Source organism: Providencia sp. PROV150 (genome assembly GCF_028481025.1).
GTDB lineage: Bacteria > Pseudomonadota > Gammaproteobacteria > Enterobacterales > Enterobacteriaceae > Providencia > Providencia hangzhouensis.
Map to the genome: position 1 here is coordinate 157,469 of NZ_JAMPPJ010000015.1, position 22,783 is coordinate 180,251.

Annotated in this window: 18 protein-coding genes; 3 read left to right on the forward strand and 15 right to left on the reverse strand. The window is 42.9% G+C overall.

Features of this window, described 5'->3' with window-relative positions; translation table 11 throughout:
- Positions 1-54 precede the first annotated feature (54 nt).
- From PSE83_RS12545 to fdnG, 8 genes are all read right to left on the reverse strand, one after another.
- Positions 55-1,788 carry a nitrilase-related carbon-nitrogen hydrolase gene (locus tag PSE83_RS12545; RefSeq protein ID WP_004906204.1) on the reverse strand — a complete coding sequence of 578 codons (1,734 nt, stop codon included), beginning with the start codon at positions 1,786-1,788 and terminating at the stop codon, positions 55-57.
- A 202-nt stretch (positions 1,789-1,990) separates the two neighbouring features.
- Positions 1,991-3,247 carry a formyl-CoA transferase gene (gene frc / locus PSE83_RS12550; RefSeq protein WP_164565667.1) on the reverse strand — a complete coding sequence of 419 codons (1,257 nt, stop codon included), beginning with the start codon at positions 3,245-3,247 and terminating at the stop codon, positions 1,991-1,993.
- 75 nt (positions 3,248-3,322) lie between these two features.
- Positions 3,323-4,267: a transporter YfdV gene (gene yfdV / locus PSE83_RS12555; RefSeq protein ID WP_004906833.1), complete on the reverse strand. Its 945-nt coding sequence runs from the start codon at positions 4,265-4,267 to the stop codon at positions 3,323-3,325.
- A gap of 105 nt (positions 4,268-4,372) precedes the next feature.
- Positions 4,373-6,076: an oxalyl-CoA decarboxylase gene (gene oxc / locus PSE83_RS12560; RefSeq protein WP_004906210.1), complete on the reverse strand. Its 1,704-nt coding sequence runs from the start codon at positions 6,074-6,076 to the stop codon at positions 4,373-4,375.
- Between the two features lie 64 nt (positions 6,077-6,140).
- Positions 6,141-7,391: a formyl-CoA transferase gene (frc, locus tag PSE83_RS12565; protein ID WP_004906213.1), complete on the reverse strand. Its 1,251-nt coding sequence runs from the start codon at positions 7,389-7,391 to the stop codon at positions 6,141-6,143.
- A gap of 655 nt (positions 7,392-8,046) precedes the next feature.
- Complete coding sequence (gene fdoI / locus PSE83_RS12570; RefSeq protein ID WP_004906215.1) at positions 8,047-8,703, reverse strand: formate dehydrogenase cytochrome b556 subunit; 657 nt, start codon at positions 8,701-8,703, stop codon at positions 8,047-8,049.
- The gene (fdxH, locus tag PSE83_RS12575) at positions 8,700-9,644 is read right to left on the reverse strand and encodes a formate dehydrogenase subunit beta (RefSeq protein ID WP_004906826.1); all 945 of its coding nucleotides are present in this window, start codon (positions 9,642-9,644) and stop codon (positions 8,700-8,702) included. The genes fdoI and fdxH overlap by 4 nt, the downstream gene beginning before the upstream one ends.
- An 11-nt stretch (positions 9,645-9,655) precedes the next feature.
- Entirely contained in the window at positions 9,656-12,703 is a 3,048-nt protein-coding gene (gene fdnG / locus PSE83_RS12580) for a formate dehydrogenase-N subunit alpha (RefSeq protein WP_094961978.1), read from the reverse strand.
- Between the two features lie 174 nt (positions 12,704-12,877).
- Between fdnG and fdhD the strand changes: the two genes are divergently transcribed.
- Complete coding sequence (gene fdhD / locus PSE83_RS12585) at positions 12,878-13,708, forward strand: formate dehydrogenase accessory sulfurtransferase FdhD (RefSeq protein WP_036959175.1); 831 nt, start codon at positions 12,878-12,880, stop codon at positions 13,706-13,708.
- A 10-nt stretch (positions 13,709-13,718) separates the two neighbouring features.
- Here fdhD and PSE83_RS12590 read toward each other — a convergent pair whose 3' ends face one another.
- The 7 genes from PSE83_RS12590 to rpmH all read right to left on the reverse strand — a co-directional run bounded on the left by PSE83_RS12590 (position 13,719) and on the right by rpmH (position 19,491).
- Positions 13,719-15,038, reverse strand: coding sequence for a type II toxin-antitoxin system HipA family toxin (locus PSE83_RS12590; RefSeq protein WP_004906221.1), 1,320 nt, complete (start codon positions 15,036-15,038; stop codon positions 13,719-13,721).
- On the reverse strand, positions 15,038-15,295 hold the full coding sequence (locus tag PSE83_RS12595; protein ID WP_036959176.1) for a helix-turn-helix domain-containing protein: 258 nt from the start codon (positions 15,293-15,295) through the stop codon (positions 15,038-15,040). The genes PSE83_RS12590 and PSE83_RS12595 overlap by 1 nt, the downstream gene beginning before the upstream one ends.
- A gap of 329 nt (positions 15,296-15,624) precedes the next feature.
- Positions 15,625-16,989, reverse strand: a complete 1,365-nt coding sequence (gene mnmE / locus PSE83_RS12600; RefSeq protein ID WP_136134574.1) for a tRNA uridine-5-carboxymethylaminomethyl(34) synthesis GTPase MnmE — start codon at positions 16,987-16,989, stop codon at positions 15,625-15,627.
- 101 nt (positions 16,990-17,090) lie between these two features.
- Positions 17,091-18,740: a membrane protein insertase YidC gene (gene yidC / locus PSE83_RS12605; protein ID WP_004906225.1), complete on the reverse strand. Its 1,650-nt coding sequence runs from the start codon at positions 18,738-18,740 to the stop codon at positions 17,091-17,093.
- 2 nt (positions 18,741-18,742) lie between these two features.
- A complete protein-coding gene (yidD, locus tag PSE83_RS12610) occupies positions 18,743-19,003 on the reverse strand; it encodes a membrane protein insertion efficiency factor YidD (RefSeq protein ID WP_036959180.1) in 261 nt (86 codons plus the stop codon).
- The gene (gene rnpA, locus PSE83_RS12615; RefSeq protein WP_004906229.1) at positions 18,967-19,326 is read right to left on the reverse strand and encodes a ribonuclease P protein component; all 360 of its coding nucleotides are present in this window, start codon (positions 19,324-19,326) and stop codon (positions 18,967-18,969) included. The genes yidD and rnpA overlap by 37 nt, the downstream gene beginning before the upstream one ends.
- A 21-nt stretch (positions 19,327-19,347) precedes the next feature.
- Entirely contained in the window at positions 19,348-19,491 is a 144-nt protein-coding gene (rpmH, locus tag PSE83_RS12620; protein WP_004906236.1) for a 50S ribosomal protein L34, read from the reverse strand.
- Positions 19,492-20,276: 785 nt separating this feature from the next.
- On the opposite strand from rpmH, the gene dnaA reads away from it, so the two are divergent.
- Together dnaA and dnaN are read left to right on the forward strand one after the other, a co-directional pair.
- Positions 20,277-21,668, forward strand: a complete 1,392-nt coding sequence (gene dnaA, locus PSE83_RS12625; RefSeq protein ID WP_004906241.1) for a chromosomal replication initiator protein DnaA — start codon at positions 20,277-20,279, stop codon at positions 21,666-21,668.
- A 5-nt stretch (positions 21,669-21,673) separates the two neighbouring features.
- The gene (gene dnaN / locus PSE83_RS12630; protein WP_004906243.1) at positions 21,674-22,774 is read left to right on the forward strand and encodes a DNA polymerase III subunit beta; all 1,101 of its coding nucleotides are present in this window, start codon (positions 21,674-21,676) and stop codon (positions 22,772-22,774) included.
- Positions 22,775-22,783 lie beyond the last annotated feature (9 nt).

Below are 22,783 nucleotides of genomic sequence, written 5' to 3' on the forward strand. Positions count from 1 at the left end.
TTAGTAGGCGGGTTTCCCCCGCCTTTTTCACTCAAACTTCGCTTGAACTATAATCTACTGTGTTAGCGGCGGAAACCAAATAGCTTGCTGACCACTCACCAACCGTTCTTGGTTAATCCAAGTAAAAGGTGCGGGTACCTGAGCTTGCAAACGCACATCTTCAGCCCCTCTTTGTGCTGTCAATGTGGGAGTAAGGACAACAGGCTCTGGCCCATAAATAGCCGCTGACGTAGAATCACGCTCGTTTCGCCCGCCACAAACCACCCATAACTGGTTTAATGTAGCAATTGCATAAGGGATAAAATCGACACGCCCTGTTGGCGGCTCTTCAACCGAAAAAAGATGGCTATCAATTTCCACTTTTAAATCACATGGGATGCCCGCTGGTGCAGCAAGAATATCAGCACGTAACATACTGTATAATCCCCCTAATTCAGGAACGTCTAATTCATGTGCCGCCGCCAGTGCAATACGCCCAATTGGCGTTGCTGTCACACTCACAGCGCTACCCGCTGTTGCCCAGCCGCTATCCCGTTCATTAAGATGTGTAACACGATAGCGGGCTAATATTTCCCCTGATGGGCCCGCAAGAATGACGGTGTGGAACACTTTATCAATCTCAATTTCAGGATAACTTCCAACAATATAGCCTTTTCCTTGATGAGCAGCCTGACACAGTGTTTGTTCAAATGCTCCCCCTTGCTTTTCAGCATGGGACAAAATAAGGTTCGGGTCATTCGTATAAGGAAGCGCAGAGAGCTCGGGTAAAACCAGCAATTCATTTTCTCCCACTTGAATTGCATCTAACTTAGAAATAGATTTTTCCCACTGAGCAGCAATAAGCGTCGTTTGTATTACTGTTTCTGTCGCATTGATATCTGTTGGGCTGCGGTGAAAAGCCAGTGTTGGGAAATATAATTCAGGGCGGCGCTTCGCGAGTAATGCATCACGTTGCTTATCTGCTTCGTCTAAATCAATCGTCGCACAGTATATGCCATTTAGCCCGGGTTCTAGTTCTAGCGGGCTAAGCACGGGAGATTGAGCCACTTTATGCCCTGATGGCGACCACACACTTGAGCCCCCATTATAGTAAAGCTGCCCTTTAGTAATTGGGTTAGTTTCAATTCCACTTCGGGTAGCACAAATAACCCACAACCCATTGAATGCGCTCATATGTTGTACATGCGCAACCGTTGAGTGGTCGCCCAACATTTCAGCAGGGGTGGCATTTGGCATCATTCGGTCGGATACTGAATGCCAACCAACGATTTGCGCCCCTTCTAATGCAGCTAATCGAACGTATTGCCAGTAGGTATCATCATAACAAATCAATAATGCGATACGGCCAATCGGTGTTTCAAAAGTTTTGACACCAGTATTGCCCGGTGCAAATACTTTTTGATCTTGAGAATTCAGGCCTATTTTACGATATTTACCAATAATACCTTCCGGCCCCATCAAAACGGCTGAATTATAGGCGAGCCCTGTTTCGCTATCTCGCTCCGCGATACCGACACTCATATACATTCCTGTTCGAGCCAATACAGGCAGTATTGCAGCAGTCGTTTTGCCAGGGATAGTATCTAAATAAGGTGCTAATTCCGTAGAGTCCGAAAATAAATAACCACTCACTGCCGTTTCTGGAAATACGGCATAATTTACCCCTTGAGCAGCCACTTTTTCTGTCGCTTCGACTAAACGTTGAATATTCCCATTTAAGTCTCCCCATGCAGGAATAAAATCAACGGCTGCGACTTTACTGCTTTTTTTTATTTCAGCAATACTCATACAATAATCCTTATTCAAAGAATTTATTAATAATAAAATAAAAACTAAATAGGGAAAAATATTTCTATAATTCCAATTGATTGAGGTAGTAATCGCCTGAATTTAGCGGCTATATTTGAATATATCTAATATCTGAATATAGCCGCTAATATTAATTAGCTTTTTTAGAAAATCATATTAAGAGCGGGTTTAATATTATTAATTAAATAACATTATTTTTTTTCATTTCCATAATTTGTTCATCACTATAACCAAGCTCTTTTAATACTTCGCTATTATGTTCCCCAAGCAATGGAGCACTTTTAATTTCAGGGATAAACGCTGAAAATTTCATTGGGCAACCCACCGTTAAATATGAGCCTCGTTTTGGTTGTTGAACTTCGACAATCGAACCACTACGACGCAAAGAAGGGTCATCCATAATTTCTTTCATACTTAATACTGCAGAACATGGCACATCAAACTGATCAAAATAATCAGTTAGTGCATGTTTATCTTTGTCTTTAGCGATTTCTTCAATTGCATCCCATACATCTTGGATATGACTTGCACGTGCCTGTGTAGTGGCAAAAGCAGGATCGGTTTTCCATTCTGGGCGCCCAATAGCATCACAGGTATTTTCCCAATTATGGTCTTGATTAATAAAATAAATATAGGCATTTGGGTCAACATCGCTACCTTTACATTTGAGCATTGTTCCCGGCTGACCGCCACCACTCGCATTCCCCCCACGAGGAACCGCATCACCAAACGTGCCATTTGGGTATTGAGGGTATTCCTCTAAGAAACCGAGTTTTTCTAAACGTTGTTGGTCACGTAATTTCACACGACATAAATTAAGCACCGCATCTTGCATTGACATAGTAACGCGTTGCCCTTTACCTGTTTTTTCACGGTGTAATAACGCCGTCAGTATGCCTATCAATAAATGCATACCCGTATTACTATCCCCCAATGCCGCAGCACTTACGGTCGGAGGGCCATCAGGAAAACCCGTCGTTGATGCTGAACCACCAGCAGATTGAGCAACATTTTCATAGGCTTTCACATTCGCATAGGGTGAATTCTCATTAAACCCTTTAATCGACCCAAAAATTAATCGAGGATTGAGTTCTTGGATGCGCTCCCACGTAAACCCCATATGGTCGATAGCCCCCGGATGAAAATTTTCAACTAATACATCAGATTGACGTATTAGTTTCTCCATCACGGCTTTTCCCTCTGGCGTTTTGGTGTTGAGCTCTAAAGAGCGTTTGTTACTGTTTAACATCGTAAAATACAGCGCATCCACATCAGGGATATCTCGCAATTGATTACGTGTCACATCCCCAACGCCTGGGCGTTCAATTTTGATCACATCAGCACCGAACCAAGCAAGCATTTGTGTACATGATGGCCCTGACTGAACCCCAGTAAAATCAAGAACGCGTATCCCATCAAGCGGTTTTGAAGAAGTCATAATTCACCTTTTTACAAAACTGCCATGACGTCATTTCTCACGCCATGGCAACTCATTTTGCCCCATTGACTCTTTCTATGAAACGAGTCGAGAGATGTAGATCCACGCTGGAGCTGCGATGATAAAACCAAGTACACTCACCGCCAGCGACGCAGTTCCTGTCCGGGTATACAGATTAAAGCGACTTGCAATAATTATTCCAGAGAAAGCAGGTGGCAATGCCCCAGCTAATACCATCATTTGCAGTTGCTCTGTTCCCATATTAAACATCATACCCGCCAGTAACATTAACCCTGGCATTAAAACTAGCTTTAATAACGTGTTATAAACAATCTCACCATCGAACTCGAACTTATTAGCGGCTAATGTCAGACCGGCAGCAAATACCGCAACACCGGAGTTTGCTTTCGCAATTAAATCAAATGTTGGGTCCCAAACGGTAGGAATTTTCACACCAACCAATACCAGTGCTGTCGCAAGTACCGGAGCCCATACGACGGGTTCTTTAAAGGCGGATATTAATGCATCCATACCGCCACCACCCTTTTTCCCTTCCGCATCAGATGGGTTCAGTAGGAATAGGCCAATAGGGATTGTAATGGCATTAACGATGATGGAAATAATAGCGACAACTAACCCAGTTGAAACAGTTTCACCATAAATAGGGTCTAGAACCGCAAACCCTAAGAAACCAATTGTCGGAGAACCTGCAATTAATGCACATACCGCAGCTTCGCCACGACTATGTTTAAAAATATATTTACAGCTAAAGAAAGAGAAAAAGAAACAAACGAGCAAGACCACAAATGAAATAATAGTCAATTTAGCGTCTGCAAATATCATTTCTCGATTAGCGCGTGCGATAGAAACAAATAATGCAGCAGGTAATGCGTAATTTAATACCAACTTATTAAATGCTTTCGCTTGGTCACTGGTAAACACATTTCGTTTACCACTCACATAACCTAATACCATAATAATAATGATAGGTAATAGGTCGCTCATAAAAATCTTATACATAAAATCAGCCATAAGACCCACCTATTTTTGGCAATAAGACCCCGTACGCCACTCATTAAAAATGAGCCGCGTAGGGTTATCTTTGTTAGTTAACGTTATGCTGCGTTAATTTTTTACGACAGACTTCGGATTTAAATTACCAATATGGCCACTTTCCGTTCCAACTGCAGGGTCAATAACAACATTTATCAAAGTTGGATGACCCGATGCTAAACCGGCCCTCAAGGCTTCTTGTACCTCAGCAGGTGTTGTTGCTTGGTAGCCGATGCCACCAAAAGCCTCAATCATTTTGTCATAACGCGCTCTGCCCATTAAAACGGTAGGAGAAGGGTCTTGATCACCATGGAGGTTTACGCCATCACCACGGTAAATCCCACCATTATTGAAAATCAAAATAGTGACAGGCAATTTGTAGCGACAAATCGTTTCGATTTCCATACCACTAAAGCCAAAAGCACTATCGCCTTCAATCGCCACAACAGGCTTACCACTTGTTACAGCGGCTCCCACTGCATAACCCATTCCGACCCCCATAACGCCCCATGTTCCACAATCTAAGCGTTTACGTGGTTGGTACATATCAATAATATTTCGCCCATTATCAAGCGTGTTAGCGCCTTCATTGACGACATAAACATCTTGGTGATCGACCAACACATCACGGATTGCACGTAATGCGTTGAAGTAATTCATCGGGGAAGTGTCAGTGTTTAACTTAACTGCCATTTTCTCGACATTGATTTTCTTGTGCTCATCAATACTGACAATCCATTCTGTTGGTGATTTAACAGGGGTTGATTTAAGTCCTGCCAATAATGACTCAATACTGGAGTAAATATCACCAACAACTGGGGCCGCTATTGGGCGGTTACTATCAATTTCGGAAGGTTCAATATCTAACTGAATAAATTGCGTTTCTGGTGACCAATGCTTACCTTTACCATGGTCAAGTAACCAGTTAAGACGTGCTCCCATTAATACCACAACATCTGCACTGGATAAGGCAAATGAGCGAGCTGATGCGGCTGATAGGGGATGTGTATCTGGCAGCAGCCCCTTAGCCATTGACATCGGTAAATAAGGGATACCGGTTGTTTCAATAAATTGACGAATATTGTCATCCGCTTGGGCATAAGCTGCACCTTTACCCAAAATAATTAATGGTCGCTTAGCCGAGGCGAGCAACTTAAGGGCTTTATTCACTGAATCTGGTGATGGAATTTGTCTTGGTGCAGGGTCTTCAACTGTAAAAATGGTTTTATCCGCTGCGTCCTTGTCCATCACGGCAGACAACACTTCCGTTGTTAAATCAAGATAAACCCCACCAGGACGACCTGATACCGAAGCTCGGATTGCCCGGGCTAGTGCGATACCAAGATCCTCAGGTTTATTCACACGATAAGACGCTTTTACAAAGGGTTTTGCCGTGTTCATTTGGTCTAACTCTTCGTAATCACCCTGCTGCAAATCAATTATCGCTCTGTCGCTTGAGCCACTGATTTGAATCATTGGAAAACCATTGGTCGTTGCATTAGCAAGAGCAACCATACCATTCAAGAAACCCGGCGCCGAAACCGTTAAACAGATACCCGGTTTTTGGGTAATAAAACCACTGATTGCAGCTGCGTTACCCGCAGATTGCTCATGGCGGAAACCAATATAGCGAATACCTTCAGCTTGCGCATGCCTTGCCATGTCAGTCACTGGAATTCCAACAACACCGTAGATTGTATCAATGCCATTTTTTTTAAGTGCATCGACAATAATATGCATACCATCAGTCAGGTTTTGGGTTTGATCAGCAGACATGTCTACCTCATAAGTAACTGATTAAAAGATTAAATGGAGTGATTTCTCACCCCAATATTTAAAATTAGATCGCTTTGTTCGCTCGCATAGTCGCAATTTCATCTGCGCTATAACCTAACTCAGTTAGGACTTGCTCTGTATGCTCACCCAACAATGGTGCGCTTTTGATATCTGGTGTAAAGGAAGAGAATTTCATCGGGCAACCCACCGTCAAGTAAGTTCCGCGTTTTGGCTGCTCAACTTCAACAATACTTCCGCTCTTACGCAGAGATTGGTCTCGTGCTATTTCACGCATACTGAGTACAGGAGCACAAGGTACACCGTATTTACTTAAGTACTCGACCGCTTCATGTTTATCTTTATCCGCTAAGAATTTTTCAATTTCAGCAAAAATATCAAAGATATGAGGTTGACGAGCCTTTGGTGTATTGTAAGCGGGGTCAGTTGCCCATTCAGGCTTACCAATAGCAATACAGGTTTGCTCCCAGTCCTGCTCTTGGATAGTAAAATAAATATAAGCATTTGGGTCAGTTTCCCAGCCTTTACATTTTAAGATCCAGCCAGGCTGGCCACCACCGCCAGCATTACCGCCACGAGGAACTGCATCACCAAATGTGCCATTTGGGTATTGTGGATATTCTTCAAGGTAGCCAATTTTCTCTAAACGTTGCTGGTCACGAAGTTTGACACGGCACAAGTTGAGTACGGCATCTTGCATCGACATAGTCACTCGCTGGCCTTTTCCTGTTTTCTCGCGATGTAATAACGCTGCGAGTAAGCCAATGAGCAAGTGCATACCTGTATTACTATCACCTAATGCTGCGGCGCTCACTAATGGCGGGCCGTCCCAAAACCCTGTGGTTGATGCGGCACCACCTGCGGCTTGGGCAACGTTTTCATAAGCTTTAACATCTGCATAAGGAGAGTCTTCATCAAAACCTTTGATGGAACCGAAAATCAAACGAGGATTTAATTCTTGAATGTGTTCCCAAGTGAAGCCCATATGGTCAATTGCACCTGGATGGAAGTTCTCAACGAGGACGTCGGCTTGCTTAATCAGCCGCTCCATAACCTCTTTACCTTCTGGAGTTTTTGTATTTAATTCCACTGATCGCTTATTACTATTAAGCATCGTGAAATACAGCGCATCCACATCAGGTATATCCCTTAATTGGTTACGCGTGACATCTCCAACTCCAGGGCGCTCAATCTTAATAACATCTGCGCCGAACCACGCTAACATTTGAGTACAAGATGGTCCTGATTGTACACCGGTGAAATCCAGTACTTTAATACCTTGTAAAGGAAGATCCATGTGGTACCTCTTTATTTAGCTATCGTAAATGGAATGAATTAGGGTTCTATTATTTAGCTGTGTTAAAAAGATATTTGAATATATGACTATTTTTATATTTATTAATAATTACATTACTCTTTTTATTAAATAATATCACCAATGTCCAGCAATTAATTCTTTTAATATATATGCATTATAACATTCTTAAAAAAAACAAATATCAGAACATTAGTTTACTTTTAAATTAAAATAAAAAACAAAGTCTCGAATTAATCAGCAGTGACCATTTAAGATAGACCTTTATTGATCTAATATCAATATTCAATAGCTATTCACAAAAAAACAACAATCACAAAAATAGTTTATTATCAATAAATTAAAGGGTTGATGTCTTTTTTTACATAATATAAAAACGAATAAATGTTTATTTGTTTATTATTGGTTTAAAAAAATTGTAAATCATACGCGAAATAAGAGCATCTTTATTTGATGTGTATTTTTTTATTAATCTTATTTTGATTAACTATAATGATAATAAATCGCAAACAGGTCATCAAATAAATATATCTAATTTTATTTCTTTCAAATAAATTGAATGTTTATATTTTTTAGATATAAAAAACCCACAAATAACATTAGTCATTTGTGGGTTTGATAACAACAATAATAAAACTTAGTTTTTCTCTTGTTGCTGTTTTTGCTGTTTTTCTTTTTCCAAAAGCTGGCGGTACCACAATGGATGGTGTTTTCTAGCCCAACCACGAGTCACCCAACCTTCAACCATCGCACGTACTGAACCTTTCACCCAAATCGCTGCATAAGCGTGAACCACAATCATGATGATCAACGCAATCGCAGAGAGCGAGTGAATAAGAATCGCTGCACGATAAACAGAGATTGGGAAGTAATCTGCAAAATAAGGGCGCCACATAATCACTCCCGTGACCACCAGCGCTAATAAGCAGATAGTGACAACCCAATAAACCCCTTTCTGACCGAGGTTATATTGGCCGACATCGCCCGCCTCTTCGTTTTTCAGTACTTTGCCGATATTTTTTGCCCACTTGATATCTTCTTTATTAATGAAGTTATGATGGAAATAGCGGAAGAACATAAATACGAACAGCAAGAACATCGCCGTACCCACAAATGGATGCAAAATTCGCGACAGTTGTGGCGTACCTAAAATGTTCATAAACCAGTTTAGTGAAGGGAAAAAGAACCCTAATCCACTGATTGCCGTGAACAAAAAGCAAATCACAACCGCCCAGTGATTGATCCTTTCAATCGGTTTATGGCGAATAATTTTGTCGTTATCATCTGGCATCATTTCTGATCCTCCCCTTCTTTTGATTTCGAAGTGTCAGATGACATTGCATTATGCAAATCTTCTAAAGCCTCTTCTTCATCTTTTTTGGAGACGCGGTTTGGACCAATACCCACATAGTGGAAGATGGCCGCCGCAAATGTTGCAGCAAAACCAACCGCTGCTAACGGTTTCCAGATACCTTTCCAGAAAGTCACTGTTGGGCTGATTGTCGGGTTTTCTGGTAATCCGTGATACAACTGAGGTTTATCTGCATGGTGCAGAACGTACATCACATGCGTACCACCAACGCCCTCTGGGTCATATAAACCTGCATTCGCATAACCACGGGTTTTCAGCTCTTCAACACGCTCACCAGCCATGTTAATCATGTCTTCTTTGCTACCGAAGTGGATAGCACCCGTTGGACATGTTTTCACACATGCAGGTTCTTGACCGACTTCAACACGGTCAACGCACAGCGTACATTTGTATGCACGGTTATCTTCTGGGTTAATACGTGGTACATCAAACGGGCAACCCGCAATACAATAACCACAACCAATACAGTGTTCCGATTGGAAGTCAACGATACCGTTTTTGTACTGTACTATCGCGCCTTCCGAAGGGCACGCCTTCAGACAGCCCGGGTCAGCACAGTGCATACAACCATCTTTACGGATCAGCCATTCAAATTTATCGTTCTCTTCCACTTCAGAGAAGCGCATTACCGTCCATGACTTAGCGGTTAAATCTGTTGGGTTATCATATACCCCAACGTTAGTCCCGATTTTGTCACGGATATCGTTCCACTCGGAACAGGCAACCTGACAAGCTTTACAGCCGATACAGGTCGTCACATCGATAAGCTTTGCAACTTCTTCCTTATAATCCCGCACCTGAGGTGCGGGAGTCAGGGAATTGGTGGCAGAGCGACGAATAATGTCCTGAGATTGCATTGACATAATTTATCTCCTTACACCTTTTCCACATTGACAAGGAACGATTTAAATTCCGGTGTCTGAGTATTCGCATCACCGACAAACGGCGTTAACGTGTTCGCGATAAAGCCTTTCACAGCCAAACCTTCAAAGCCCCAGTGAATAGGAATACCGATTGTATCGATATCTTTACCTGCCACTTTCAGCGTATGAATACGTTTGGTGACCACGGCTTTCGCTTTGATATAACCGCGTTTAGAGCTGACTTTCACCGTATCGCCTTGTTTAATACCTTTTTCATTCGCCAGACGCTCACCAATTTCAATGAACTGCTGTGGCTGAATGATAGCATTTAGCAAGGCATGTTTTGTCCAATAGTGGAAATGTTCAGTCAAGCGATAAGTGGTTCCCACATAAGGGAATTCTGTCGCTTTACCCATTTGGGCCCAGTCGTCTTTAAACACACGAGCCGCAGGGTTTGACACAACTTTCGGGTGCAGTGGATTGGTATCCAATGGCGTTTCAATTGGTTCATAGTGCTCTGGGAATGGGCCTTCGGCCATTTTATCCAGTGCGAATAGACGTCCCATCCCTTCCGGTTGCATGATAAACGGACCAACACCACTTCCCGGCGCGGCATTGCTATAGTCAGGAATATCCATTCCTATCCATTTGCTACCATTCCACTCGAGGATTTGGCGTTTTGGATCCCATGGTTTACCCATTGGGTCTGCTGATGCACGGTTATAAATCACACGGCGGTTCAGAGGCCATGCCCATGCCCAACCTAATGTATTCCCCAGACCTGTTGGGTCAGAGTTATCACGGTTAGCCATTTGATTGCCTTTTGGCGTCCAGCTTCCCGTAAATATCCAGCAGCCACTCGCCGTGGTACCGTCATCACGTAACTGAGCAAACGAGCTAAGCAGCTCACCTTTTTTCGCAATAACGTTGCCATCAGCATCTTTCAAATCAACTAAAGCATAGCCATTGTTTTCTTGAGCAACTTCTTCTGGCGTTGGGTTATCACGGTCAAAGTAATTCCAAGTCATACTTAGAACTTGTTCAGGTACCGCACCGCCTTCAGAGGCATACAGTTGGCGTAAACGGTGGAAAATACCAGACAGGATTTCACCATCACTGATAGCTTCACCTGGGGCATCCGCACCTTTCCAGTGCCACTGTAACCAACGTGCCGAGTTCACAATCGAACCATTTTCTTCAGCAAAACAGCAAGATGGCAGACGGAATACGGTAGTTTGAATTTCTGCCGGGTTCACATCATTCATTTCGCCGTGGTTTTGCCAGAAATTCGACGTTTCGGTGTTCAGCGGGTCAACGGTGATTAAATACTTCAGCTTAGAAAGCGATTTAATAACTTTGTTTTTATTCGGGAATGAAGCTACTGGGTTAAAGCCTTGGCAGATATAGCCATTCACTTCCCCTTTATCCATCATTTCGAAATAACGCAGTACATCGTAGCCTTGATCCCATTTCGGTAATAAATCAAAGCCCCAATTATTTTCTTTCTGCGCTTTATCGCCATAGAACGTCTTCATCAAACTAACAAAGAATTTCGGGTAGTTACCCCAATAGTTTACCTGGCCTTCAACCGTCGCTTTTGGCGTGTTTGCAGCTAAGTAACTTTCTAATGTCGTTTGTTTTTCTGATGGTAAGGTCAAATAACCCGGCAAGCTTTGTGACAATAAGCCTAAGTCAGTCAAGCCTTGGATATTGGAGTGTCCACGCAGGGCATTTACACCACCGCCTAACATCCCCATATTACCCAGCAGTAATTGGATCATCGCCATGGTACGGATATTTTGCGCACCCACGGTATGTTGAGTCCAACCTAATGCGTATAAGAACGAGGCTGTTTTATCTTTAGCACTGGTTTCAGCCAAATACTCACAAACTTGTAGGAAGTCTTTGATCGGCGTACCACAGATATTATTCACCACTTCAGGTGTATAACGGCTGACGTGCTCTTTTAATAGGTTTAACACACAGCGTGGGTGTTTCAGAGTCGGATCGCGCAGCGCAAGGCCGTTTTCATCCATCTCATAGTTCCACGTGGTTTTGTCGTATTGACGTTTTTCTTCGTCATAACCTGTGAACAAGCCGTCATCAAAACCATAATCTTCACGAATAACTAAACTGGCGTTGGTATACGCTTCCACGTATTCACGCTGAATTTTTTCATTATCCAGTAAGTATTTGATAACACCTGATAAGAACGCGATATCTGTACCAGAACGGATAGGCGTGTAAAAATCCGCCACTGCCGCAGTACGGGTAAAGCGTGGGTCAATCACAATTAATTTGGCTTTATTATGGATTTTAGCTTCCATCGCCCAGCGGAAACCGACTGGATGCGCTTCTGCCGCATTACCACCCATAACGACAACTAGGTTTGCATTTTTAATGTCAACCCAGTGGTTGGTCATCGCACCGCGACCAAATGTTGGAGCAAGACTTGCTACCGTTGGTCCGTGTCAGACACGCGCTTGGTTATCGACGGCAAGCATGCCGAGAGCGCGGGTAAATTTTTGTGTTACAAATCCACTTTCGTTACTGCCCGCCGATGCGCACAGCATACCAGTGGTCAGCCAACGGTTAACGGTGACACCCTCTTTATTTTTCTCAATAAAGTTCGCATCACGGTCTTCTTTCATTAACTTAGCGATACGGTCAAACGCGTCGTTCCACGTGATACGTTTCCACTCATTGGTACCCGGCTCACGCACTTCTGGGTATTTCAAGCGGCTTTCACTGTGGATGAAATCGATAAGTCCAGCACCTTTCGGACAAAGTGCACCACGGTTTACCGGATGATCCGGGTCCCCTTCAATATGGAAAATGCTCTCTTTTGCATTTTTCGCGCCATCACCGAGGCTGTACATTAACAGCCCACAGCCGACAGAACAGTAGGTACAGGTATTTCTGGTTTCCTTCGCACGCAGTAATTTATACTGGCGCGTTGACGCTAACGCGGTAGCGGGTGCAAAACCCAAAGCCGCTGCAGTCGTACCTGCCATACCGCCAGCGCAGATCTTAAAGAACTGCCTTCTGCTGACTTGCATGGGGATCTCCTCATTTACATTGCTCATGTTTACCTAACGTCAATCGCGATAATCAGGTAAACTGTTCTTATTCAACGTCTTCCTTACGTATCCAGGTTCATTGCCTGGCAAATGGTGTAAATTCTTTTTACCCATAATTAATATTATGTATCATTAATGCTAGGAATTCATCTAATGTATGAAACAAATACTACAAATGACTCCAAATTAATCAAAATGATTGGCTTAAACCAAACAACCGTGCAACAAAAAGGCAACCTTAATTTACCCGTTAATGATTATGTTGCGGAGGAATATCCTGTTGCTTTAGTCTTCAATGGCATATCTCACGTAGTGATGATGGCGACGCCAAAAGATTTGGCGGATTTTGCTATCGGGTTCGCCCTTTCGGAAGGAATAATACAGTCAGGTGATGAAATTCGTGGAATTGATATCGTTGAAGGCTGCAACCGCGGAATTGAAGTACAAGTTGAATTATCTAGCCGCCGGTTTATGGAGTTAAAAGAACGTCGTCGTAATCTAGCGGGGCGTACAGGCTGTGGTATTTGTGGAACAGAACAACTTGAAGAAATTTTCAAACCGATCGCCCCGCTACCTTTCACCCAAACCTTTTCTCTCTCGCACCTTGATAATGCATTACATGAATTGAAAAAAGTGCAAGAGATTGGTGCGCTGACAGGTTGTACCCATGCGGCCGCATGGATTTCACCAGAAGGGCAATTAGTCGGTGGATGCGAAGATGTCGGCCGCCATGTTGCACTCGATAAACTTTTGGGTATGAAACATCGCAACCAATGGCAACAAGGTGCAGTACTGGTTTCTAGCCGTGCCAGCTATGAAATGGTGCAAAAGGCAGCCAGTTGTGGCGCTGAAATTTTATTTGCCGTTTCTGCTGCCACCGCGCTTGCTATCGAAGTCGCCGAAAAAGCCAACTTGACGTTAGTCGGTTTTTGTCGTCAGGGAAAAGCCACGGTGTTTACGCACGGGAGCCGAATTAAAGATTAAAGTGGCATAATTAGTCCCAGCCTTTATTTAATCTCGCTGCTTTGTGATGTAATCCGGATAGAATTGAGTCTGCGATATGCTCAGGGAAATCTGTGGGTAATTGTTCTCTCACTTTCTTAAGAACACTTTCCATTTGCTCACCAAATTCAATTAAGATTTTTTCCATCTCAGCACGATCAAATCCAACGGCTTTGGCCGTTGAAAAAAAATGTCTTGGGAAAATTTGCTCTATATTGTATTTCATCCCCTTTGTTCCCTTCAGTCCCATAGCCAATTTGGCATCTCTAGGGTTAATTCCCCTCCCCCCATAACTAGGATACATGGACAAAATATCGTAAAAAGGTGTTAACTGATAACGGCCTTCAGGTTCAATAAATAATGAAAAATTTTTAGCATGACCATCCGTCGCTGCAAGTAGCCAGAACAAAACTTGGCTCTTCATAAACTGATATCTATCTTTCTCTGCATTTATTGAACCCAATAAGTAATTCATAATTTCAGAAATACCCGGTCCACCATGATTTTGATATTTTCTTGCTGGTGAAATATTCAATGTTTGACAAAAATCTTCTTGTGGTAAACGCATAATCCACGAGGAATCAGAAGAATATTTACGGTCAAAACGTTCAACCGCTAACGCCTTTATTTCACCTACATTTAAAATAAAGCTACGAGGCACATCTAGGCCAAACTCTTTTGCTATCAATAAACATAAATACTCATTTTCTACACTATCCGACATATCTATCGAATAAGAATGGCTTTCTATTTTACCAATGGGAAGTTTAATAATATGGGTAGTTGGAGTCGCATTCTGAGGTAAGCACCAATGCCCATCTAAATAGAGTAATGCGGTTTTCTCTTGAGCGCCCGCAAGTGAGATCCTAAAGTCATCTTCATCTTCAATCATGCCTAAAGGTGCATTCGCTTTATACCCTGTTAATATTTTTTCTAGTTGCTTATTAGATAAGGGTTTATATTCAATTTTTCTGATATTACTGACTCTTTGCCCATCTAGAATGAGTTGTAAAGCCCCCACACTATCCTGGCCAATCTTAGATAATAAATCGAAAGGTTGATTTGAATCCGCTTGATAACGACTAACAATTCGATTCCGTATCTCAATATTGTCCGGTAGGAGATTATCAAAAAAATTATAAACTTCGTCTCCTCGATATTCTTGGTGCCTAAGTGGCATTGATAAAGAAATAGGTCGAGCACCTGATGTTTCCAACCAGTGACTATTATAAGTAAATTGGTGAGCACCAGTACTTGAACGAATCAAATCCCCAACCAAGTAACCATTCATGTATACATGCAAAGTCGCCATCACCACTCCTCCTTCCATCCGGAGTCTGAATTTGATGAGCCGCTTTCATTTCGCGGTTTAATATCAAGTTCTAAATTGAGGGCAGATAAAATCTTAAAAAAGGTTTCTAATTTGGTAGAGTCAGGAGAGAGTTCAAAGCTAGAAACAGTATCTTGCCGAATACCTACTTTGCTAGCGACTTTGCTTTGAGATAACTTTTTCGTCTCTCTGACATCCTTCATATAAGCACTAAGTTGTCGGGTATTCGTCACTTTCATTTTAAAACCTACCTTATTTTTCACCCTAACAATATTTACACGCTATAACCGGTAAACATTATATTACACGCTATAGCCGGTAATATCAAGATTACACGCTATAGGAGGTAAACCATAAATTACACGCTACAGCGTGTGAAAAATATATTAATAAGTATGGCCCACAAAACAGCCAGTGCCATACCTTAGCAAGGTAAAGCTTATATATTACTTGGTTGCTAGAACTTAATAGAGAATTAAGACAGGAAAAATGGAGGGGAGTACCGATAAAGCAAACCTACACGTAATACCGTGTAGGTTATAGACGATAGATGATAGGTGATACCGTATCACTTCCCGATACAAAAACTTGAGAAAATACGGCCTAATAAATCATCAGAAGTAAATTCACCGGTGATTTCGCTAAGTTCCTGCTGAGCTAAACGTAATTCCTCCGCCAGTAACTCACCGGAGCGAGCATTCACTAACTGGTCATAGCCCTGTTCAAGGTGAACGGCTGCTGCATTCAGTGCTTGTAAATGACGACTACGAGCAAGGAAACCACCTTCTGTATTACTGTTAAAGCCAATGGCTTCTTTTAGGTGATCGCGCAACAAATCAACGCCTTTTTCTTCGCGCGCAGACAAACGAATTAACGGATAACGGGTATTATCAATAAACTCAACCGGTTCGCCTGTCATATCTGCTTTGTTACGAATGACGGTGACCGGAAGTTCATCAGGTAAACGCGCCATAAATTCAGGCCAAATCTCTTGCGGCTCTGTAGCATTGGTTGTGGTGCTATCTACCATAAACAGCACATGGTCCGCTTGTTCGATTTCTTTCCAAGCACGCTCAATACCAATTCGTTCCACTTCATCACTGGCTTCACGTAAGCCTGCGGTATCAATGATATGCAATGGCATGCCATCAATATGAATATGTTCACGTAACACATCACGCGTCGTTCCCGCAATATCCGTCACAATCGCAGCTTCACGGCCCGCCAATGCATTTAGCAAGCTCGATTTTCCTGCATTTGGGCGCCCAGCAATAACCACCTTCATGCCTTCACGCAATAAACTGCCTTGGCGTGCTTGGGAGCGAACTTGTTCTAAATCTGCCACGACTTCGTTGAGTTTAGCTTCAATTTTACCGTCAGACAGGAAATCAATTTCTTCATCTGGGAAATCGATAGCGGCTTCCACATAGATGCGCAAGTGAGTGAGTGCTTCCACCAATTGGTGAATATGGGAAGAAAAAGCCCCTTGTAACGAATTCATCGCTGAACGTGCCGCTTGCTCTGAACTCGCATCAATCAAGTCAGCAATCGCCTCAGCTTGCGCTAAATCGAGCTTATCATTTAAAAATGCACGTTCAGAAAACTCACCTGGATTCGCAATACGAATGCCATCAATCGTTAATATTCTTCTTAACAATAAATCAAGAATAACAGGGCCACCGTGTCCTTGTAACTCAAGGACATCTTCTCCCGTAAATGAATTTGGTCCAGGGAAGTAAAGCGCAATACCTTGGTCAAGAACAGAGCCTTCCTCATCACGAAATGGCAGGTAGTCCGCATAACGTGGTTTAGGGAGTTTTCCTAGCACGATTTCAGCAACTTGTGCCGCTTTCGGGCCAGATACACGTAAAATACCGACACCACCACGACCGGGAGGTGTTGCCTGTGCGACGATAGTATCGTTGATTTGCATGATGTTTCTCTGTCATTCCTATAAAAAAATTAAGGCGGTCATTAAATGGCCGCCTTAATATTATATCGATAGCTGAGCAGAAGGCTCACCTAAAATTCAATTTATTTCTTTTCTTTCTTATCGCGACTATGCAGACCACGTTTTTCCAGACCACGGTAAATCACTTGTTGCTGGATGATGGTGACTAAGTTACTCACGATATAATACAGAACCAGACCTGATGGGAACCACAGGAAGAAGATAGTGAACACGACTGGCATGTACGTCATAATCTTCTGCTGCATTGGATCAGTCACAGCGGTCGGTGACATTTTCTGAATCACAAACATTGTCACACCCATCAATACAGGCAGGATGTAGTACGGGTCTTGTGCAGACAAGTCTTGAATCCAACCAAAGAACGGTGCGTGGCGCAGTTCAACAGAACCCATCAACATATAGTAAAGTGCAAGGAAGATAGGCATTTGAATCAGCAGAGGTAAACAGCCACCCAGTGGGTTTACTTTTTCTGCTTTATACATCGCCATCATTTCTTGGCTCATACGTTGTTTGTCATCACCAATACGCTCACGCATTGCAGCCAGTTTTGGTTGCAGTAAACGCATTTTCGCCATCGAGGTGTACTGTGCTTTAGTCAGCGGGTACATAATACCACGAACGATAAAGGTAATAACGATGATGGCAATACCCCAGTTACCCACAAAACCGTGAATGAATTTCAGCAGTTTAAACAGTGGCTGAGAGATAAACCATAACCAACCATAATCAACGGTTAAGTCTAAATGTGGTGCAACTGCGGCCATTTCAGACTGAATTTCAGGACCAACCCATAACGTTGATGAATAAGTACCTGCACCATTAGCTGCGATAGTCATTGGTTCACTCTTATAACCAATGATGGCAGACTTTTTATCTAGGTCGATGGTATAGAAAGTGCTCTTTTCTGCACTTGCAGGGATCCACGCCGTTGCAAAATATTGTTGCAACATTGCCACCCAGCCACCTTTAGTGGTCAAGTCGAGGTTTTTATCTTCGATGTCACCAAAGCTATATTTTTTATAGTTGTTTTCATCAGAAGAATACGCCGCACCACGATAAGTATGCAGAGCAAAGTTACTGCTACCGGTATCACGCTCTTTTGGTAACTCGATAGTTTGTTTTAACTGACCGAAGAAAGCGAGGCTCAGTGGTTGAGCTGTTGGGTTTTGAATACTGTATTCAACTTCAACAGTATATTGGCCACGTTTTACAATGTACGTTTTCTGATACACAACACCGTTGTTATCAGTAAATGTCATTGGTACGCGCAAGACGTCTTGGCCTTTCTCTAATGTGAAAGTTGTAGAATCTGCGCTATACAGCGGACGTTCGCCATTATTATTTGCTGGGTTGTCTGGGCCATGAAGACCAATCAAACCACTTTGTGCCTGGTAGACAAAACCTGGGTTAGTTTCCAGTAAACGGAAAGGGCTTTCCGAATGAAGGGTCGCAGGATAGGCTAACAGGTCAGCCTCATCGATATCACCACCACGAGTATTGATGCGAATATCCAGTACATCAGTCTTGACTGTGATGAGCTTACCTTGCCCACTGCCAGTTACGGCTTGAGCATCACTGCTTGGCATATCCGCTTGTTGCGAAGTTTGAACAGTTTTAACGTCCTGAGCAACTTTATCGCTCTCCCAGGCCTGCCAAACTAAGAACGACACGAACAACAAAGCGATGAGTAGAAGATTGCGTTGCGAATCCATCGTTATAATTCTCTATTATCATCAGTTTTTCTAGGTGGGACAGGATCATCTCCACCAGCGTGTAAAGGGTGGCATTTTAATACGCGTTTCGCCGTTAACCAACTCCCTTTTAGCATACCAAACCTGCGCAATGCCTCAATTCCGTAATTTGAACAAGTAGGATTGAAGCGACAACGAGGCCCTAACAACGGGCTAATTGCCAGTTGGTAGCCTCTGATCAGCATGATCAGGATTTTTGAGCCAAGCGACGGTGACGACGCCATAACTTATCCAATGCTTCCGTGATCTGTTGATTGTCCAGATTAGCGACCCCTTTCCTTACCAATACCACAAAATCCATTGAAGGCAACTCATGTTGATGCAGACGAAAATATTCACGCGCTAACCGTTTAATACGATTTCGCTCATGAGCTCGTTTAACATTTTTTTTGGCGATGGTAAGACCGATGCGGGGATGCCCCAGCTCGTTTAGGCGACCAAGGATTGTTATCTCTGGGGAACTCGCCCTCTGCGGCTGCTTAAAGACATTATCGAAATGCCTGGGAGTTAACAAACGTAACTCCCGGGTAAAAGCGAGCGTAACCACTTGAATAGAGGGCTAGCTTTATTACTTAGATGAAACGGTCAGACGAGCGCGGCCTTTAGCACGACGGCGAGCCAGAACCTGACGACCATTTTTAGTGGCCATACGAGCACGGAAACCGTGTGAACGGTTGCGCTTCAGTACGGACGGTTGAAAAGTGCGTTTCATAACGATTTCTACCTAACTTTTAAATTTATTACTGATTCAGTAAACGCGTTGGCAACCAGTGGAAACTGATTTACACCTGTGCCTCTATCGCAACAATATAGAAAGAGGCAGGATTGTAATAAAACATAGGGGGTCACGTCAATGAAATGACGCAATCAAACCACTTTTATTTATAGCCTGGCTGACCGGTTTGCCGACATATGTTGTGACAGCCGACGAATGATTACATCCGCATACTGGCTGAAAACCTGCTTTTGCCCCCGCCCTGCCTAACATTAACGTTAAAATAGAGCGATATAGCCCAACAAGTTTACCTCAGTTTCGTGTAAAAATCACATCAGTACTGTACACAGGGAGGAAGATTATACGGACTCCGCCCCAAAGCGCAAGGATCTTCAAGAGATCTAAAAATATTTTTTGATCATACAGAATATTTACCGTAAATCGTCTAAAGTTATCCCCAGCATGTGGAAAAATGACAGCAAATTAAGATAACCCGGTCTATTTCTTCTTTATAACGGGTGCCTTATCACATTTACCTGTGGATAAAAAGCATAAAAACTGTGTAAAAGAATGGAGATCTCTGACTAATTTTGCGGTATGATCGCAGGTCTATTTCTGATCTAACGATCGGCAATATGCAGTAAGTAAGAGTTAATCTAAAACATTTTTGGGTCATGCTACTACATGCTATTAAACTACATGCGATTAAAAGTAAGCCCGAGAAATTTCTTTGTTTACATCCGTACTTCTTGTTCCATTGACCTTGTTTAGGGGAGTCCAACGTGTCACTTTCGCTTTGGCAGCAATGTCTTGCCCGATTGCAGGATGAACTACCTGCCACAGAATTCAGTATGTGGATACGCCCCCTTCAAGCTGAATTAAACGACAATACACTGGCACTTTATGCCCCAAATCGTTTCGTTCTCGACTGGGTTAGAGACAAGTACATCAATAATATCAATGAATTATTGAATGACTTTTGTGGAACTGACGCGCCTGCACTACACTTTGAGGTAGGCAACAAACCGATTACAGTCGCACCGGCAGCAACACAAGCTCGTACCGCTCAACAAGTACCTGCGTTTGCCGTTCCGTCAGCCCCAATTAAACCGAGTTGGGACAACTCAGCCAAAGTACAACCAGAAGTTGCTTATCGTTCAAATGTAAACCCTAAGCACACTTTTGATAACTTTGTTGAAGGTAAATCGAACCAATTGGCTCGCGCCGCAGCGAGGCAAGTGGCAGAAAATCCAGGTGGGGCCTACAACCCATTATTTCTTTATGGTGGGACTGGTTTAGGTAAAACCCACTTATTACATGCTGTCGGCAATAGTATTATGCAGCATAAAGCCAACGCTCGCGTGGTTTATATGCATTCAGAACGTTTTGTTCAAGATATGGTCAAAGCTCTACAGAACAACGCAATTGAAGAATTTAAACGTTATTACCGTTCTGTAGATGCATTGCTTATTGACGATATCCAGTTTTTTGCTAACAAAGAGCGCTCGCAAGAAGAGTTTTTCCATACTTTTAATGCGCTACTTGAAGGTAATCAACAAATTATTTTGACCTCCGACCGTTACCCAAAAGAAATTAACGGTGTGGAAGATCGCTTAAAATCGCGTTTTGGCTGGGGTTTAACCGTGGCAATCGAGCCTCCTGAGTTAGAGACTCGCGTGGCGATTTTAATGAAAAAAGCAGATGAAAATGAGATTCAACTTCCGGGTGAAGTGGCCTTTTTCATCGCCAAGCGCCTTCGTTCGAACGTTCGTGAGTTAGAAGGGGCGTTAAATCGTGTCATTGCCAACGCAAACTTTACTGGCCGCGCGATTACTATCGATTTTGTCAGAGAAGCACTGCGTGACCTATTAGCACTACAAGAAAAACTGGTAACTATTGATAATATTCAAAAAACAGTTGCTGAATATTATAAAATTAAGGTAGCAGATTTACTGTCTAAACGCCGTTCCCGTTCTGTCGCACGTCCGCGTCAAATGGCAATGGCACTGGCGAAAGAGCTGACTAACCATAGTTTACCTGAAATCGGGGATGCCTTTGGCGGCCGTGACCATACCACGGTGTTACATGCTTGTCGTAAAATTGAACAATTACGGGAAGAAAGCCATGACATCAAAGAAGATTTTTCTAATTTAATCAGAACATTATCATCTTAATTGCTATGAAATTTACAATAGAACGCGAGCAGTTATTAAAACCGTTACAACAGGTTAGTGGTCCTTTAGGTGGGCGTCCAACTCTGCCTATTTTAGGTAACCTTTTATTACAGGTAAAAGAAGGCACCCTCCAACTCACTGGAACCGACCTTGAAATGGAGATGATGGCCAATGTTGCCCTAACTGGGGAACATGAAATTGGCGCAACGACCGTGCCCGCACGCAAGTTTTTTGATATCTGGCGTGGGTTACCTGAAGGTTCTGAAATTCATGTAGAGCTGAATGATGACAGACTGCTCGTCCGTTCTGGGCGTAGCCGCTTTTCATTATCCACATTGCCGGCCGCTGACTTTCCAAACTTGGATGACTGGCAAAGCGAAGTGGAATTTTCTCTTCCGCAATCAATACTGAAACGTTTAATTGAAGCAACTCAGTTTTCAATGGCGCACCAAGATGTCCGCTATTACCTCAACGGCATGCTATTTGAAACCGAAGATCAAATGCTCAGAACCGTTTCAACCGATGGGCACAGGCTCGCCGTGTGCGCGATGGATATTGGTCAATCGCTACCTTCTCATTCAGTGATAGTGCCTCGTAAAGGGGTAATTGAGTTAATGCGTTTGTTAGATGGCGGTGATACTCCTCTACAGCTGCAAATCGGCAGTAATAATATTCGCGCTCACGTGGGGGACTTTATCTTTACCTCTAAATTGGTTGATGGCCGTTTTCCTGATTACCGCCGAGTACTACCGAAAAACCCAGATAAAACCTTAGAAGCACGCTGTGATTTACTTAAACAAGCATTTTCGCGTGCGGCTATTTTATCGAATGAAAAATTCCGTGGTGTCCGTCTGTATTTCAGTGAAAACCAATTACGCATCACTGCCAATAACCCAGAGCAAGAAGAAGCTGAAGAAATTGTTGATGTAAGCTACCAAGGTACTGAAATGGAAATTGGCTTTAACGTCAGCTACATCTTAGATGTCTTAAATGCGCTAAAAAGTGAAAATGTGCAACTTCTGTTAACCGACGCCGTTTCCAGTGTGCAGATTGAAGACGCTGATAGTAAAGCAGCCGTGTATGTTGTCATGCCAATGCGCTTGTAATCGGTATTT